Origin of the sequence: Sporolactobacillus spathodeae (genome assembly GCF_016908935.1) — a bacterium.
Classification (GTDB): domain Bacteria; phylum Bacillota; class Bacilli; order Bacillales; family Sporolactobacillaceae; genus Sporolactobacillus; species Sporolactobacillus spathodeae.
Genome location: NZ_JAFBEV010000011.1, coordinates 1 through 16,342, shown reverse-complemented (window position 1 = coordinate 16,342; position 16,342 = coordinate 1). Strand labels below are relative to the sequence as shown.

Annotated in this window: 12 protein-coding genes; 1 reads left to right on the top strand and 11 read right to left on the bottom strand. The window is 47.3% G+C overall.

The features are described 5' to 3' along the window. Positions 1-72: 72 nt before the first annotated feature. The 9 genes from uvrC to JOC27_RS07110 all read right to left on the bottom strand — a co-directional run bounded on the left by uvrC (position 73) and on the right by JOC27_RS07110 (position 10,957). Positions 73-1,854, bottom strand: coding sequence for an excinuclease ABC subunit UvrC (gene uvrC, locus JOC27_RS07150; protein WP_205006467.1), 1,782 nt, complete (start codon positions 1,852-1,854; stop codon positions 73-75). Positions 1,855-2,231: 377 nt separating this feature from the next. Beyond that, positions 2,232-3,026, bottom strand: a complete 795-nt coding sequence (locus JOC27_RS07145; RefSeq protein WP_205006466.1) for an ABC transporter permease — start codon at positions 3,024-3,026, stop codon at positions 2,232-2,234. Between the two features lie 28 nt (positions 3,027-3,054). After that, positions 3,055-3,858 carry an ABC transporter permease subunit gene (locus JOC27_RS07140; protein ID WP_205006463.1) on the bottom strand — a complete coding sequence of 268 codons (804 nt, stop codon included), beginning with the start codon at positions 3,856-3,858 and terminating at the stop codon, positions 3,055-3,057. A 6-nt stretch (positions 3,859-3,864) separates the two neighbouring features. Beyond that, positions 3,865-4,746, bottom strand: coding sequence for an ABC transporter ATP-binding protein (locus JOC27_RS07135; protein WP_205006461.1), 882 nt, complete (start codon positions 4,744-4,746; stop codon positions 3,865-3,867). A gap of 24 nt (positions 4,747-4,770) precedes the next feature. Next, positions 4,771-5,388: a TetR family transcriptional regulator gene (locus tag JOC27_RS07130; RefSeq protein ID WP_205006459.1), complete on the bottom strand. Its 618-nt coding sequence runs from the start codon at positions 5,386-5,388 to the stop codon at positions 4,771-4,773. Between the two features lie 320 nt (positions 5,389-5,708). Continuing rightward, positions 5,709-6,026: a thioredoxin gene (gene trxA / locus JOC27_RS07125; RefSeq protein ID WP_205006458.1), complete on the bottom strand. Its 318-nt coding sequence runs from the start codon at positions 6,024-6,026 to the stop codon at positions 5,709-5,711. A 107-nt stretch (positions 6,027-6,133) separates the two neighbouring features. Then, positions 6,134-8,485 (bottom strand): endonuclease MutS2, encoded by a 2,352-nt coding sequence (locus JOC27_RS07120; RefSeq protein ID WP_205006455.1) that lies wholly within the window; start codon positions 8,483-8,485, stop codon positions 6,134-6,136. Positions 8,486-8,534: 49 nt separating this feature from the next. Continuing rightward, positions 8,535-10,253: a DNA polymerase/3'-5' exonuclease PolX gene (polX, locus tag JOC27_RS07115; protein ID WP_205006453.1), complete on the bottom strand. Its 1,719-nt coding sequence runs from the start codon at positions 10,251-10,253 to the stop codon at positions 8,535-8,537. Positions 10,254-10,408: 155 nt separating this feature from the next. Then, on the bottom strand, positions 10,409-10,957 hold the full coding sequence (locus JOC27_RS07110) for a CvpA family protein (RefSeq protein WP_205006452.1): 549 nt from the start codon (positions 10,955-10,957) through the stop codon (positions 10,409-10,411). A 335-nt stretch (positions 10,958-11,292) separates the two neighbouring features. Between JOC27_RS07110 and JOC27_RS07105 the strand changes: the two genes are divergently transcribed. Continuing rightward, positions 11,293-12,225, top strand: coding sequence for a DMT family transporter (locus JOC27_RS07105; protein WP_205006450.1), 933 nt, complete (start codon positions 11,293-11,295; stop codon positions 12,223-12,225). A gap of 370 nt (positions 12,226-12,595) precedes the next feature. Here JOC27_RS07105 and pheT read toward each other — a convergent pair whose 3' ends face one another. After that, positions 12,596-15,016, bottom strand: coding sequence for a phenylalanine--tRNA ligase subunit beta (pheT, locus tag JOC27_RS07100; protein ID WP_205006448.1), 2,421 nt, complete (start codon positions 15,014-15,016; stop codon positions 12,596-12,598). Between the two features lie 106 nt (positions 15,017-15,122). Further along, complete coding sequence (gene pheS, locus JOC27_RS07095) at positions 15,123-16,160, bottom strand: phenylalanine--tRNA ligase subunit alpha (RefSeq protein WP_415641027.1); 1,038 nt, start codon at positions 16,158-16,160, stop codon at positions 15,123-15,125. Between the last annotated feature and the right edge of the window lie 182 nt (positions 16,161-16,342).

Below are 16,342 nucleotides of genomic sequence, written 5' to 3'. Positions count from 1 at the left end.
CATCCGCACTGTTCGATAAGAAGCGGATATTTGTTACAGTATAGCAGATGCGATAACGTATGACAATACTGTTTACTGCGGCGTGTCCCAGTAATTTCTCAAACTTTCCGCCACCTTAATCGGTAAACCGGCCTGCCGCAAGGCCTCGATATCTGCCGCACGGATTTTTTTGATTGAACCGAAATGGCGTATAAGCGCTTGTTTGCGCTGTTTGCCAATACCCGGGATATCGTCGAGTTCGGAATGCAGCATCTCCTTGGCATGCACTTGCCGGTGAAACGTTATCGCAAAGCGGTGTACTTCATCCTGTATCCGCTGCAAAAGATAAAACGCCTGGCTGTTCCGAGCGAGTGGCACGACCATTGGCGGGTTACCGGCAACAAGCTGTGCCGTCCTATGTTTCTCATCTTTTGCCAGACCACAGACTGGGATATACAATCCGAATTCATTCTCTAGAACATCGATTGCCGCAGCCAACTGCCCCTTGCCACCGTCAATCAAAATCAAATCCGGCAGCACGTTGTTTTCTTTCAGTAATCTGCCATAGCGACGGCGCACGACTTCTTTCATCGTCGCATAATCATCCGGACCTTCGACAGTCTTTACCCGATATTTTCGGTAATCACTTTTTTTGGCTCGACCGTCTTCGAAAACAACCATCGCCGAAACCGGATCTGCGCCTTGTATATTCGAGTTGTCGAACGTTTCGATCCGATGCGGCGCTGGCATATCAAGTGCTTGACCTAATTGCTCGACCGCACCGACCGTGCGTTTCTCATCGCGTTCGATCAGTGCGAATTTTTCCTGAATCGCGATCGTCGCATTTTTATTCGCCATTTGCACGAGATCCTTTTTTCGGCCACGCTGTGGCTGAAGCACGTTGGATTCGAGCATCTGTTCAACCAAATCACGATCCACTTTATCTGGAATAAGCACTTGCTTAGGCTGAATATGATTCTGCTGCGCATAGAATTGACCGATAAAAGTCAGGAAATCTTCCTCCGGTTCCTGATAAAAAGGAAACATTGACGCGTCGCGTTCAATCAGTTTGCCTTGACGCATGAAAAAGACTTGCACGCACATCCATCCCTTGTCATACGCAAAGCCAAAAACATCGCTGTCTTCCAAATCAGTGAAAATGATTTTTTGCTTCTCCATCACTGTTTCAATACTGCGAATTTGATCACGGTATTCTTTCGCCTTTTCAAAATGAAGCTGCTGCGCCTCCATGACCATTTTCTCTGTCAGCTCTTTTTTGACGTCCTGATAGCCGCCGTTGAGAAATTTCGTGATGTCATCAGCCATTTTGGTGTAAGTATCCGAAGGAATGTCAAAAGCGCACGGCGCGAGACATTGGCCGATGTGATAATAGAGGCAAACACGATTCGGCAATGTCCGGCATTTACGTAATGGATACAAGTGATCGAGCAGCCGCTTTGTTTCATTGGCTGCCGTCACGTTCGGATACGGGCCAAAATATTTGCCGCTTTTTTTGTTAACCTTGCGCGTGATCAGCAGCCGAGGGTATTTCTCACTCGTCAGTTTAATATACGGATAACTCTTGTCATCCTTCAACATGATATTGTAGCGCGGATCGAATTTCTTAATCAGATTGATTTCGAGCAATAGTGATTCAATTTCCGATGAAACAACGATATATTCAAAATCAGCGATATCGGCAACGAGCCGCTGCGTTTTGGCGTCGTGCGATCCGCTGAAATAAGAATGGACGCGATTGAACAGGTTTTTCGCCTTGCCAACATAAATAATCTCACCCTGACTGTTTTTCATCTGATAACAGCCCGGTTGTTTCGGCAACAGCGCTAATTTCTCTTTAATTTTCTGATTGGGCATACTGATCTTCCTTTTACACTAAAACTCAAATGCCTTTTTCTTAAAAATTGCGCCCCGGCCACTCGCTTTTCCCGCAAGGCGCCAGAGCGCCTTCGTTGCATTTTATACTCTCTTATCTTTTAGGCTTTGTTAAAATCTTTTGTTGTATTTAATCGTTTAGTGCCCTGTGTTCGCTTGCCGCGGGCGCACCGCGAGCCTCCTCAGACAGGCAAAAGTCTGCGGGGTCTCGCCGGCACGCTGTTCCCGCAGGCGTCTCACACATTGCCCTTTGGTCAGAAAAACAACATTAAGTTTAAACATAGCTATCTTTTAAAAAAGACGATATCTTCTATTATCAACGAGATCGGCTCTATCTTCAACTATCACTAAATGGCCATTCAGTTATTCATGTCTCTTTTTTTATAGAAATAATAAGCACCTGCTGCTAGTAGTACGGCAAGCAGCAGCGACAGCAGCACAGCGGTAAAGCTCAATTCCTGTTTATCGACTAGCGCTCCCGTGCTAAAATATTTAAACGGCGAGAGCAGATTCAACACATTCAGATGATGCGTCAGATCCGTTATTTTCCCAAGTATATAAGCACCGAACAGAAGCGACGCCGTGACTGCGCCGGATGTTTTCGATCGCTGCATACGAGCGGCCAGAAACGCACCAAGCGACAGGAAGATCAGCTGAATGATTAGCATCGTTGCGAATAAGAGCACGATTTCTACCGAAATATCTTTTCCTTTGTTATACGCAGCGACAAAGAGAAAAGAAGCCGCCAGCGTCAGCGCATTTAAGACAACAAGCTGAAGCATCGCTGCCATCAGTTTCGCAGTGATCACCATCGTACGCGATACCGGTTTGACGAGCAGAAATTCTGTCGTTTTGTCGCGCTCTTCTTTGGCGATAATTCCGCTTCCCAATAAGCCGGCATGAATCGCTGCCGCCAATACGATATAAGAGAAAAGAAAAGCGAAAAAACCGCTCATCACCGAGACATTCAATGAACCCATTCCGAATAGCGCGCGCATCGTCCGTGGCAACTGCTGCAATACGTCGTTCGCTGCATGATCGGATGAATAGGTTGGATATTTGACCATGCCGCTGTAAACACCAAGTACCATACAAATACTCCAGATGATCAACGATTTGCGATAGGCCTTCAATTCCATGAAAACTAAATTCATTAGGGATCACCTCCTGTAGCGTTCGATTTCAGCTGACCGAATGAATATCTTTTTTCGAATAAACAAGGTAACTAATCGCAAGCGCGAGCACCACAAAGCAAAGAGTAAGCGTCAGATAATGACCCTGATAGCCAGCATGCTGAATAATCTCACTCGGCGGGAAAAAATTAAAGGGTGAAAAATACCGAACCGTATCCGATTCTTTCCCGCTTGCGAGCAACGCGCCAATCATATACCAGCCAATAACGGTTCCAAGCGAGAGCGGCAACACCGATTTCAGCTTATTGAAAAAGACAGAGATCAGCAAACCAAGTGCGAAAAAAATCATTTGCAGAAATAATAGCGTCAGGTTGATCAGCAAAAATATTTCTCCGTCATAGTTACTTTTCTTCACCCAATCGACAAGCAATAGCAGCACGCCGTAATACACGAGGTCAGTCACAAGCAATGCTGTCAGACCCGCCAGCCATTTGGCGCTGACGATCGATCGCCTGGCGACCGGTTTAACCAGTAAAAAATCCGCGGTTCGTTCACGCGACTCCCGCGACAAAACCGAAAGGCCAAGATTCATCGCCTGGATCGTGCCGCACAGGGTCACAAATGAAAAAATCATGCCATAGTAACCGTTGATCGAGAGGATCGTATTTAAATTAATTCCAAGAGCAGCACGTACGGCCGGTGGATAGGTCGCAAGCAGCTTTCTGTAGCCGTCTGCATCGTGGACAATGCTCGGATAAATTGATAGGTAGAGCGCCGCCAGGCCAATCAGAACAAGCGTCCAGATCAGCACTGATTTGCGAAGTGACCGGAGCTCATGCAGATAGATATTCATGGCGGGTCAACCCTCCTTTTCATAGTAGTGAAGAAAGATTTCCTCAAGGTCAGGCTCACCGATTGTCAGATTACGCAAATCCAGTTCAGCGATCATTGCTGTCACCTGATTGATATTTCCTTTGAAAATAAATTTGACCATCTTATTTTTGATTTGCAGATCGCTGATGCCCTCCAGCTGAAAGATTTCTGGACGCGTTTCCTGGTTTAATTCGATGCTAATCCTTTTATAGGTGTTTTCCTGCAAATCGCTCATTTTTTCCTGGCGAAGGATGCGCCCTTCCTTAATAAATGCCACGCGATCGCAAAGTTTCTGGACCTCGCTGAGAATATGCGAGGAAAAGAAAACAGTGGCTCCTTTGCGTTTTTCCTCGCGAATCAGCTCGAAGAATTTCTGCTGCATCAGCGGATCAAGTCCACCAGTCGGTTCGTCAAGAATAATCAGCTTCGGTTCATGCAGCAATCCCTGGACAATGCCAACTTTTTTCTTATTGCCATAGGACAAATCACTGATTTTCTTAGTCAAGTCTAGGTTCATGACCGCTGCCAGTTCTCGAATCCGCTTGCTGCAATCTTTTTTATAGAAGCTTGCCGAGTAGTTCAGCAGATCAAGCACACGCATATTCTCGTAATAAAAAACTTCTGAAGGCAGATAACCCAGCTGCTGACGGATTTCTGGATGCTCGAAGCAACTTTTTCCGAAAATAGCTGCTGTTCCGCTGGCGGGGTGAATTAATCCCAGTAGCGTCCGGATTGTTGTCGATTTCCCCGAACCATTGGGCCCGATAAATCCGAAAATCTCCCCTTCAGCAACGCTCAGACTGACGTCCGTAATCCCTCGCGACTTTCCGTAATTCTTTGTCAGATGATGGATTTCGATAACGTTCATGATCTCAGAGCCTCCCCTAAATCTTTATTTATAAAAAGCTTTTTTTAATAAATTGAGACAGTCGGTGAAATCTTTGTAATAAGTTTCCAAATCAAAATCAGTCGCACGTGTCAAATCCGTTAATGCGCCCTGCGACATCCAAACCAACATTTTTAGAATCAATTTTGGATCGACATCGTCTTTGAACTTTGATCCATCCATGCCTGCAAATGCCAGCCGATCGCGAAAATCGATAAACTGCTTATCCGTTAAAAATTGCTTAATCGCATCGCGTACCTCCGCTGCCGTTTCAAAATAGACACGAAGCAAAAAAGAAAGTATCGCCGGCTGTTGCTTGATCAATTCCATTTTGATATCGCCAGCTTGCTTGATCCGATCAAAGAAATCAGTGACGTTCCTATCCATTTTGTTATTCAGTGCATCAATAATCATATTGCCGCACATTTGCAGTAAATAGAGATAAAGTTTCTTTTTGGTTCCAAAATAATGAAAAACCATCGCTTTAGAAATACCTGACTCAGCGGCAATTTCTGCTGTTGATGTTTTTTTGTAACCCGTGGCGCCGAATGCCCGCAGCGCGCCATCGATAATTGCCTGCTTTTTTTCTTCAGGCAAACTGATAAAATTATCAAAATCGTCCACGGCCTCAACTCCCTTCGACCAATTCGGTTTACAGATTGATCATATATCTATCGACCGATTCGGTCAATACAATTCCGTTATGAATTCAGATGTTTTACAATTGATGACATGAGAAAAACAGATTGCAGCAAATGTGCTCCGGCTGTTCGCTGTATTTTTACGCAAAAGTCATATTTTTTCTTCTTAAAAAAAACTTCGAAAGCCAAATCCTCTTTTACACCACTTGTGCTTCGGATGGCGCGTTTCTGGCGATTGGACAAAAAAAGCCGCATTCAGGATGTTTTTACGTCCCGAACGCGACTTTTTGAATTGACTGCCGTTTAAGCAAGCTGCTGATTAATGCGGGCAACTAAGGCTTCTTTCGGTGTAAAGCCGACAACCTTGTCTGCAATTTCACCGTCTTTGAAAATGAACAGTGTCGGTATGCTCATCACACCGTATTTGCTAGCAGTTGCTTGATTTTCGTCAACATCCAATTTAACGATTTTTACTTTATCCGCTAATTCAGAATCAACATCTTCAAGAACCGGAGCCATCATCTTGCAAGGGCCGCACCATGTTGCCCAAAAGTCGGCAACAACGATTCCTTTTGATGTTTCTTCTGCGAAATTTGCGTCATTGACTTGACTGATTGCCATATTAAAAACAGCCTCCTTAATAATTCATACCTTTTATGTCTCAAAGTATAGCATCTCCCGATTTCAGATGCTATTATTCCGCTTCAAGCAAACAACAAAAATTTAGATCACTTGAACTCAACAACGGTAACCCCGCTGCCGCCTTCCCCTTCCGCGCCAAGCCGGAATGATTTGACGCGCGGATGCCGTTCAAACAGCTTTGTTACACCATGGCGCAGTGCACCGGTTCCCTTCCCATGAATAATCGAGACTCTTTGATAACCCGCGAGCATCGCCTCATCGAGATATTTTTCCACCTTAAGCATGGCGTCTTCATAGCGTTCGCCGCGCAAATCGAGTTCCGGACGAACCGTCTGCGTTGCGGTGCGGATATTGACCACTGGCTTGATCTTTTTTTCTTCTTTGATTCGCTTCAAGTCTGCGTCGCGGACATTCATTTTCAAAATGCCAGCCTGAACGAGATATTCCCGGTCATTGATTTTTTCAACAATATAACCGTTTTGTCCAAAACTGATGATTTTGACCGGATCACCGGCTTTAAACCCTGTTTCCGCAGGTTTCGCCGTCACAGACGGTTTCACCTTGCCGCTTGAGTCAAGCGCGTCAAGTGCATGTGACAGCTTCGTCTTGGCGTCAATCAGCTGATGCTCCTTCACTGAACCGTGATGCCGATAGCCGCGTAGCTCCGCGATGATTGTGTCCGCTTCTTGCCGTGCTGCTTTAACCGCCTGCTCCGCCTTCACGCGTGCTTCCTCCAGAATCCTATCTTGATTCCGCTCGAGATCAGTCAACTTTTTCGTGAGCACGGCTTCCTTTTCCTCAGCTTCGTGTTTCAGTAGCCTAGCTTGTTCGACTTCCTGCTCTGCCTGCTTACGATTCTGTTCCAGTGAAGCAATCATTTTGTCTATTTGATTCGTCTCACGACTGATTTGCAATCGAGCGCCGTCAATGATCTCAGATGGAAGACCCAGTTTCCGTGAAATTTCAAAGGCATTGCTGCGTCCTGGGATGCCGAGCAGCAGGCGATAGGTCGGGCTGAGCGTCTCTACATCGAATTCGACGCTCGCGTTCATCACACCGGTCCGCTCATAAGCGTAAGCTTTCAACTCACTATAATGCGTGGTACAGATAATTGTCGCCCCGCGGCCGTAGACCGCGTCAAGAATCGCAATCGATAGCGCAGCGCCTTCTTGCGGATCCGTTCCTGCCCCTAGTTCATCAAAAAGCACGAGGCTTTGAAAATCGACGTCTTTCAAAATTGAGACGATATTGGTCATATGCGAGGAGAACGTACTCAGGCTTTGTTCGATCGACTGTTCATCACCGATATCAGCAAATACTTTATTGAAAACGCTGATCTCTGAGCCTTCTTCAACTGGAATCTGTAGCCCGCTCTGCGCCATCAATGCAAGCAAACCCGTTGTTTTGAGCGAGACTGTCTTGCCACCGGTATTCGGTCCGGTAATGATCAGCGCATGGGTTTGCGCGTCAAAAACGACATCGATCGGTACCACTTTTTTCGGATCGATTAGCGGATGGCGCGCCTTTTTCAGCCGAATCAACCCTGTATCATTCAACTTTGGACGCGTCGCTTTCATTTGATGCGCATAAGAAGCTTTTGCGAAAATAAAATCGAGATCTGCAAGCCGTTCCACCGCATCAAGTAAACCATCTGCGTATTCGGACGTTTCCGCGGATAATTCGCGCAAGATGCGTTCAATTTCATGCCGCTCTTTCGCCCTTGCCTCGCTCAGTTGATTGTTCAGATCGACAATGGACTGCGGTTCGATAAAAAGTGTTGCGCCAGATGCCGATTGATCATGGACAATACCGCCGAATGAGCCACGATATTCCTGTTTAACCGGAATTACCTGACGATCGTTGCGGATCGTAATCAGCGCTTCGGAAAGCATTTTTCCACTTGAATGGACAATATTCTCCAGCTTCTGCTTCACACGGCTGTCAAACGTGCGAATCTGGCCACGGATATGACGCAAAGCCGTGCTAGCAGAATCCATGACACCGCCCTGATCATCGATCGCGCTGCGAATCTTACGCTCAAGCCCACCTGGTGCTTCCATCGGTGCGACAAGTTCTGAGAGAATCGGCAATTCCAGTTCCTTGTCCTCTTTTAGGTCAAAAATAAAATTTTTCATCAGTCGAATACCGCGAATTGTGTCGGCAAGATCGATCAATTCTCTGGCTAGCAGCATACCGCCGATTTTCGAACGTTTCAAACTCTGGCGGACATCTGAAATACCGCCGAACGGAACCGATCCGCGCAAACGCAGTACCGTCGCCCCTTCATCTGTCTCTTCCTGGAGGCGGCGAACAGTCTGTAAGTCGCCAGCCGGAGCAAGCGTCTCAATTCGGCTTTTTCCAAGCGATGAAGCCGTATAATTCATCAGCTGTTGCTTAATTTTATCGTATTCCAACGCGTTCAGCGCATGTTTATTCACTTGCATTCATCCCCTTCAAGGCCTGCTGTGCAGGCCTCTGCATCTTCCATTAAACTGGCTTTTTCTTTTTTAAAAAAGTTGTAAATTGCGCCAAGCCCATTGTATTCAGTACCGTTTCGGGTCGTATCCAGCCGCGCTGCGCGGTCCGCACGCCAAGTACCATCTCCGCGAGACCAGTGCGTGAATGACTGTCCGTATTAATCGCCAGTTTCACACCGGCTTTCTGTGCTTGCCGCGCCCAATCAGCTGAAAGATCCAGTCGATTCCGACTCGCATTGATTTCGAGTCCCGTTCCCGTTTCTCGAGCCAAAGCGAAGAGGCGTGGCAAATCGACCGCGTATCCGTTTCGCTTGCCGAGCAAGCGGCCGGTCGGATGAGCAATCAGGCGCACATACGGATTGCGACAGGCATTCTCAAGCCGCTTCATAATCTGTGACTGCGGCTGAGCAAACGATGAATGGATCGACGCAATCACAAAATCAAGCTGTTCCAGCACATCGTCTGGATAATCCAGCGAACCATCGGCAAGAATATCCATCTCAGTGCCGGTAAATAAGTGAAAGTCGCTCAGCCGTGCGTTTAGATCTGCCACTTCATGTAATTGGCGGCGCAATCGTTCGATACTGAGTCCGTTTGCGACACGAAGCGAACGCGAATGATCGGTCAAGCAGGCATATCGGTAGCCGCGTGCTTTTGCTCCCTCCACCATTTCTTCAATTGACGCTGAGCCGTCGCTCCAGTCTGAATGCATGTGCAAATCAGCCTGTACCCTATTTATGTCGACAAGATTGAGTGTGCCCTGTCGCGCCTGTTCGACTTCATCGCCGCCTTCACGTACCGGCGCCGGAATATAGTTTAAGCCCAGATGCTGGTAGAACGTTTTTTCATCTTGAAAAGTCAGTCGCTTGCCATCACTAGTTTCAATACCGTATTCGCTGATTTTTTCATGGCGTTCTTTCGCCAGATGGCGGAGCAATACATTGTGATCCTTGGATCCGGTAAAGTGATGCAATGTCGTGATATACGCATCAGGCATTGCAAACCGAAAATCAACAGAAACATGGTACGGATCGCTGAGCAGCACCGTCATCTTCGCGTCACCGCGACCGACAATTTCCTGATATGCCAATCGGTCCAGTATCGCCTGTGCTGCTTTCTCAGGATCAGAAGTTTCAACGACAAAGTCCAGATCCTTCATTTTTTCTTTTCCGCGCCGGATACTGCCAGCAGGCGAAAAGCGGCAAATCTCAGCGATTGGATCGAGCACAGCTTCAATCTGTTTTGCCAGTCCAAACATATATGCAATCGGTAATTCTTTCGGCCGTTCGTCCAGATTTGCTATAGCTTGTAGTATCTTCCATTCAGTTTTTTCCCCGAAGCCCGCCAACGTCCGCACTTTTCCCGTTTGGCAAGCTTCTCGTAAGCTCGCCAAATCGCGAACGTCGAGCTGCTGATACAATTTCCCGATTTTCTTGCCCCCGAGTCCTGGAACCCGCAGCAAATCGAGCAACGTTTCCGGCAACTGCTGCTGCAATTCATGGAGTACAGCAGATTCGCCAGTTGCCATATAGTCGGCAATCACTTGCGCGGTTGCTTTGCCAATGCCTTTCATTTTGCTGAAATCATCAATCGCTGTGAGCGGACGCGGATCGTCCTCAAGCACTTGACCCGCTCGCCGGTATGCCGCGATTTTGAACGAATTTTCTCCGCGGATTTCGAGATACAATGCAATACGGTTTAAATGGTCTGCGATTTCCTTTTTATCCATCCGAAACCTCTTCTTTTCCAAACTATCGAAACACATTTTGATTCAGTCTCTGTAAAATTAACTGTTACAACTAATCATTTGATTGGCGATGTAGTCGCTTGACGTGAGCACATGGTTTTCGCTCAGAAAAAACGACGTTAAGTTGAGACACCCACTTAGTTAATCGTAATAAGCGCAACCCACATTGATTTCAGCATATTTGAGAATACCGGTGTATGGCCAATGATTGACTGGGCGAGCGATGATCCATGAATCGCCGACTGTACCCCGACTACCGGCATCAGTGAGCCGGCATAGAGCAACAGAAAAATAATGAGATAGACTTCGACAAAACCAAGCGCCGCCCCTGACAAATGATTGATCGGCCGAAGAATCGGCAGCGCGGCAACAAAGCCGAGCATTGAGCCGATAAGTGTCAAAAGGATTTTTGCCGCAAGAAACAGCAGAATAAAAGCAATCGCCTGGTAATAAAAAGTCTGTACATTTATGGCGCCTAGAAGAGCAGAAAAATTACTTTGCGCTGCTGAGCCCGGAAATGGAATCAGCGGTTTCAGCACCGGCGCCAGTTGTTTAAAAAAGCTGATGGCAACCATATAGGAAACAATGAATCCGGCGAGACGGATGATCTGGCGAATCAAGCCTCTTCGATAACCTGTGAACAGTCCGGAAACAAGGATTAATAAGATAATCAAATTAAGTAGCATACGTCATCCCATCCTTAAATACTTTGCCACCCTTTGCATGGCCTGTTTCTACATCATTCGCGGCTCCCAGTCAAAACAGGGAGTCTAATTCTTTGTCCGATAAAAATTTCCACTTAATCATATCAAAACTCGCCTGTTTTGAAAAATCCCGCTCACGACAGCACTGTATTTGATGCTATAATGGAATCGGCTGTCGCCGAGCAGTACAATCTTCTTTTTGATAAACTTTGTATGGCCACTTAGCTCACTTTTCCCGCAAGCGTATCACGCCTGCACTCCATTTTTTTTTGCATAAAATCTTAAACATTCTTTATTTATGAGAAAGGGAGAAAGAGATGACAAGAACCCGAGCGAATCTCTTGCTTTTATTTACTTCAATACTTTGGGGCTCAGGTTTTGTTGTCCTTAAATTTGCGATTAATGCTCAGGCAACACCCGGTTTCATCAATTTTTTTCGTGGAACGCTTTTCACCATGCTCGCGTTCGCTTTCTTTTCTAAAAATATTCTCCGGATGTCACTCAAGGAATTCAAGATCGGTTTATTTGCGGGACTTTTGAATTCTGCCGGTTTCATTACGCAAACAATCGGTGTTGCCTACACGACACCGTCAAAAAATGCATTTATCTCTTCGGCTTATGTCGTCATTATTCCTTTCATCGCCTGGATCATATACCGGCAAAGGGTGCAATTTAAAAGCTTTGTTGCCATTGCGCTCTGCACCATCGGCATGGCGCTTCTCACAGGGATCAGCGCTCAATTTAGCATGAATCGCGGCGACTTTTTCTCATTGATTTGTGCATTTTTTTATGCCGGATCAATTGTTATCCTTTCCAATGGCGCCAAACATGCCAATGCACAGAGTATTACTTTTATGCTAGCAATCGTTCAAGCTGCCGGTGGCTTGATTTATTTTCTTTTTGAGGGACCCAGTCAACTATTGTCGATTGACTGGTCTAGTGCAATAATACCGCTGCTTTATGTATCTATTTTCTGTTCATTCATCGGTCAGGCGATTCAGGTTTCAGCGCAAAAATTTACATCGGCTGCTTCTGCCGGGTTGATTATGATGCTTGAAGGTGTGTTTGGCAGTTTGTTCTCAATCTTTTTCGGTTATGATCATTGGTCATTGCATCTGGTCGCAGGCGGCTTACTGATTACGATTTCTCTGCTATTGATGGAAATCGATGTAGTCCCGGTTTTACAGCGCTTCCGTTTTAACCACCAATCGGTACATCTGCCGCTTCATGAGAAGAGCACCAAAGGATGATTTTTTGTTCAGAATCTTATAATTCTTACCTTTTTGATATAAACCTCGTAGCCAAATCCTTTTTGCTTCAATTACGCTCCGGTCGCTCGCTTGCCGCGGGCGATCCGTGAGCCTCCTCAAACAAACCGGAATCTACGGGGTCTCACTTGGCTCGCTTTTCCCGCAGGCGTCTCGCACCTGCGCTGCATTATTGTGCAAAAATCCTTATACTTTCTTTTGTAACATTGCGCTTCGGCTGCTCGCTTGCCGCGGGCAGGGGGGGAGCAGCGGATTCAAAATCATAGACTTACATTTTTCACGAAAAAAGCAGCTGGATCACTATGATCCGGCTGCTTTCTTGTCTATACCTATTTATCGATTTAGTTCGTGCTTATCCGCGAAGTACAGCGCCGCATTTTTCCTTGCATGCGTCCAAAATGCGGGTGTGCACCACACTGACTTCGTCATCCGTCAATGTGCGTTCCGGATCAAAGTAGACGAGTGAGAATGCGAGCGATTTTTCATCGCTAGCAACATGGTTCCCCTGATAAACATCGAAGAGATGAACTTGTTGCAGCAATTCACCGCCATTTTCACGAATAACCTTTTCCAGTGAGGAAGCCAGCACCGTTTTCTTTACTACGAGCGCGATATCCCGCGACATCGACGGGAAGCGTGGCAAGGCATGATAGACAATCTCAGCTTGTTGGCCGCGTAGCAGCGATTCCACTTCCAGCTCGAATACGAAGGTTTCATTTAAATCATGCGCTTTGAGAACCTGCGGATGCAGCGCGCCGATATAACCGATGACGTGGTCATCAAACCACACATCTGCGGTTTGTCCGGGATGGAGTCCCTTGCGCGCGTTCGGTCGATAGCTGATCCGACCACTGACACCGAGCATCTCAAAAAATGATTCGACAAGCCCTTTCACGGTGTAAAAATCTACTGGTCTTGCTTCGCCTTCCCAACTGCGTTCGGTAAGATGACCGGTTACTACGCCCGCTAGATGTTCCTCTTCCGCCGGTCGGACGGTGCCATCCTGAGGAATGAAGACTTTACCCATTTCATAGAACGCGGCGTCTGGCATCTGCCGGTTATTATGATAGTGAATCACATCAATCAATTGCGGCACAATGCTTTCACGCAAACCTTCATGTTCTTCGCTCATTGGCCAGTCCACGCGCGACGGCGCGAGACTTTCATGCACCGTAAAAGCCGCCGCTTTATCTAGAGTTGTCAGCGAATAGGTATAAGCCTGAGAGAGGCCCATGCCTTCCATTAAATTTTCTGTCCGTCGCAGAAGTCGTTGGTAACTCGTCAAGCCGGCATATTTTGTCGTTCCTTCGGGCAATGTTGCCGAGATATGGGCGTACCCGTAAATTCGTCCGACTTCTTCTACAAGATCTTCTGGGATTGAGACATCGAAACGACGGCTCGGGACGGTGACCACGATTTGATCGCGATCTCTTTCGACAGAAAAATCAAGCCGTTCGAGGATCCCGACGATCTTTTCATACGGCAAGTCTGAGCCAAGCACTGCATTGATTTTCTGCCATGGCATCTGAATCACCGTCTCAGCTTCCGTACGTGAACCGACTTCAACCATCCCGCCAAGGATCTTTCCATCGGCGTAGCGACTCAGCAGGTCGGCGGCACGATTCGCTGCCGGCACCACGCGATTCCGATCAACCTTTTTTTCATAACGGCTACTGGCGTCGGTTCGGAGACCAAGGTGCGCCGATGTTTTTCTCACTGTAATTGGATCGAAAATTGCCGCTTCAAGCAGGACACGCGTTGTGGTTAACCGCACTTCCGAACTTTCGCCACCCATGACGCCGGCAATAGCCGCCGGCGTTTTTCCATTAGTAATCAGCAGATCGCTCGCGCGAAGCGTTCGTGCCTGGTCATCCAAAGTCACTGCCTGCTCATTTTCATTGGCTAAGCGGACATAGACCTGATCCGAACCGAACGCGTCATAGTCGAATGTATGTAGCGGCTGGCCATATTCGAGCATTACATAATTGGCAATATCGACGACATTATTGATTGGCCGGACGCCTGAAGCAATCAGACGCAGCTGCAACCAGCGCGGAGCGGGGGCGATTTTAATGTCTTCAATCATTCGGGCGCCGTAATAAGGAACCTTATCGGCAGCAGCCGGATCCACAGCCACGCGCACGCGAGACGCGGTCGTTTCAGTTACTTCGGCGACTTGCGGCTGAGGTAGATGAACCGGTCGATCAAGAATCGCGCCGACTTCATAGGCGATGCCAATCATATTCATGCAATGTGCACTGCTGACGAGAATGTCCAAGTCTAGAATGGCGTCGTCAAGATTGAGGTACGGAAGCGCATCGGCGCCGACCGGAACATCCGAGTCAAAATAGTAAATACCGTCAGCATACTCTTTCGGCACAAAATTATTATCAACACCTAATTCACTTAAGGCACAGATCATTCCGTTTGATTCCTTGCCGTGAAGCATTGTCCGTTCGATTTTCTTCCCGCCGCCAATTGTCGCGCCTGGCAAAGCAACAGGTACTTTCTGACCAGCAGCTACATTCGGTGCCCCGCAAACAATCTGCAAGGTCTCAGTTCCAACAGCTACCTGACAAAGATGTAGTTTCGGTGCCTCAGGTACTACGTCGCAAGTACGCACCTGACCGATGACGATTTTTTCGAGACCTTTGCCCGGATAATCCAGGTGTTCCACTTCGATTCCGGCATTGGTAATTCGATCTGCCAGTTCTTCAGGGGTTACGCCGTTTAAATCGACATAATCCTGCAACCATTTATACGATACAAGCATGATTTCAATCTCCTTTTTATTAATCTTAGGCAGCGGTAGCCACTATTTTTTCGATCAGCGGACAGCAAACCGTGATCAGCTGTTTTGGACAGCGCGTCAGCTTTTCTTAAGATCGTTTGAACTGACTGAGAAAGCGACTATCATCCGTATAGAAATGGCGAATATCCTCGATGCCGTATTTCAGCATGGCGATGCGTTCCGGTCCCATGCCAAAGGCAAATCCGCTATAAACAGCCGGATCGAAACCAGACATCCGCAACACATTGGGATGAACCATACCGGCACCAAGGATTTCAATCCAGCCGGTTCCTTTGCAGACATTGCAACCGTGGCCGCCGCAGCGGAAGCAGGAGATATCCATTTCAACCGAGGGTTCGGTAAATGGGAAGAAACTCGGCCTGAGACGAATTTCACGATCTGCGCCGAATACGTGTTTCGCAAAAACTGTCAGCACGCCCTTCAAATCACTCAAGCGGACATTGCGATCCACATAGAGACCTTCAATCTGCATGAATTGATGTGAGTGTGTGGCATCGTCATTATCGCGGCGGTAAACCTTGCCCGGACAGATGATCTTAACCGGTCCCCTGCCATGGTGTGCTTCAAGCGTCCGCGCCTGCATCGGTGACGTATGGGTGCGCAGCAGGATATCTTCCGACAAATAGAACGAATCTTGCATATCGCGTGCCGGATGGTTTTTCGGTAGATTTAGTTTTTCGAAATTGTAGGTATCTGTTTCGACTTCAGGACCTTCGGCAATTGAGAAGCCCATGCCGATAAACAAATCCTGAACATCGCGAATTACAGAACCAAGCAGGTGGTGGCTGCCAACGGGGGCTTTCCGGCCGGGTAAAGTGACGTCAATCTTTTCCTTGCTGAGCTTTTGTTCGAGGATTGCTGCTTCTAGCTCCTTCTTTTTTTCCTCAATTAATCCGGTAATTCCTTGGCGAACCTCGTTTGCCAATTGGCCGATGACTGGGCGTTCTTCTTTTGAGAGCTTGCCCATTCCTTTCATTATTTCAGTCATAGGTCCTTTCTTCCCGAGAAAGTGAACTTGAATTTCTTGTAGCTGTTTTAGATCGGCGACTAGCCTAATGCTCTCTTCGGCCTTTTGCCTTAATTCATGCAACTTCTCTTGCAGCATCATACACACTCCTTTATTTTTATGGCGCAGTAAAACTCAATTGTTCGCCTTAGATACCTGTTTTGTCTGTACTGGACGCTTCTGGCACTCGCTTTCCGCGGGCAGTCCGGGAGCCTCCTCAGACAGTCGTATTGCCTGCGGGGTCTCCCTTGGCCTGCTCTTCCCGCAGGAGTCTCGCGCCT

Excerpts from the sequence above, each read along its gene's own strand:
- uvrC (WP_205006467.1), bottom strand. The coding sequence starts at position 1,854 with ATGCCCAATCAGAAAATTAAAGAGAAATTAGCGCTGTTGCCGAAACAA.
- JOC27_RS07145 (WP_205006466.1), bottom strand. The coding sequence starts at position 3,026 with ATGAATTTAGTTTTCATGGAATTGAAGGCCTATCGCAAATCGTTGATC.
- JOC27_RS07140 (WP_205006463.1), bottom strand. The coding sequence starts at position 3,858 with ATGAATATCTATCTGCATGAGCTCCGGTCACTTCGCAAATCAGTGCTG.
- JOC27_RS07135 (WP_205006461.1), bottom strand. The coding sequence starts at position 4,746 with ATGAACGTTATCGAAATCCATCATCTGACAAAGAATTACGGAAAGTCG.
- trxA (WP_205006458.1), bottom strand. The coding sequence starts at position 6,026 with ATGGCAATCAGTCAAGTCAATGACGCAAATTTCGCAGAAGAAACATCA.
- polX (WP_205006453.1), bottom strand. The coding sequence starts at position 10,253 with ATGGATAAAAAGGAAATCGCAGACCATTTAAACCGTATTGCATTGTAT.
- JOC27_RS07110 (WP_205006452.1), bottom strand. The coding sequence starts at position 10,957 with ATGCTACTTAATTTGATTATCTTATTAATCCTTGTTTCCGGACTGTTC.
- JOC27_RS07105 (WP_205006450.1), top strand. The coding sequence starts at position 11,293 with ATGACAAGAACCCGAGCGAATCTCTTGCTTTTATTTACTTCAATACTT.
- pheT (WP_205006448.1), bottom strand. The coding sequence starts at position 15,016 with ATGCTTGTATCGTATAAATGGTTGCAGGATTATGTCGATTTAAACGGC.
- pheS (WP_415641027.1), bottom strand. The coding sequence starts at position 16,160 with ATGCTGCAAGAGAAGTTGCATGAATTAAGGCAAAAGGCCGAAGAGAGC.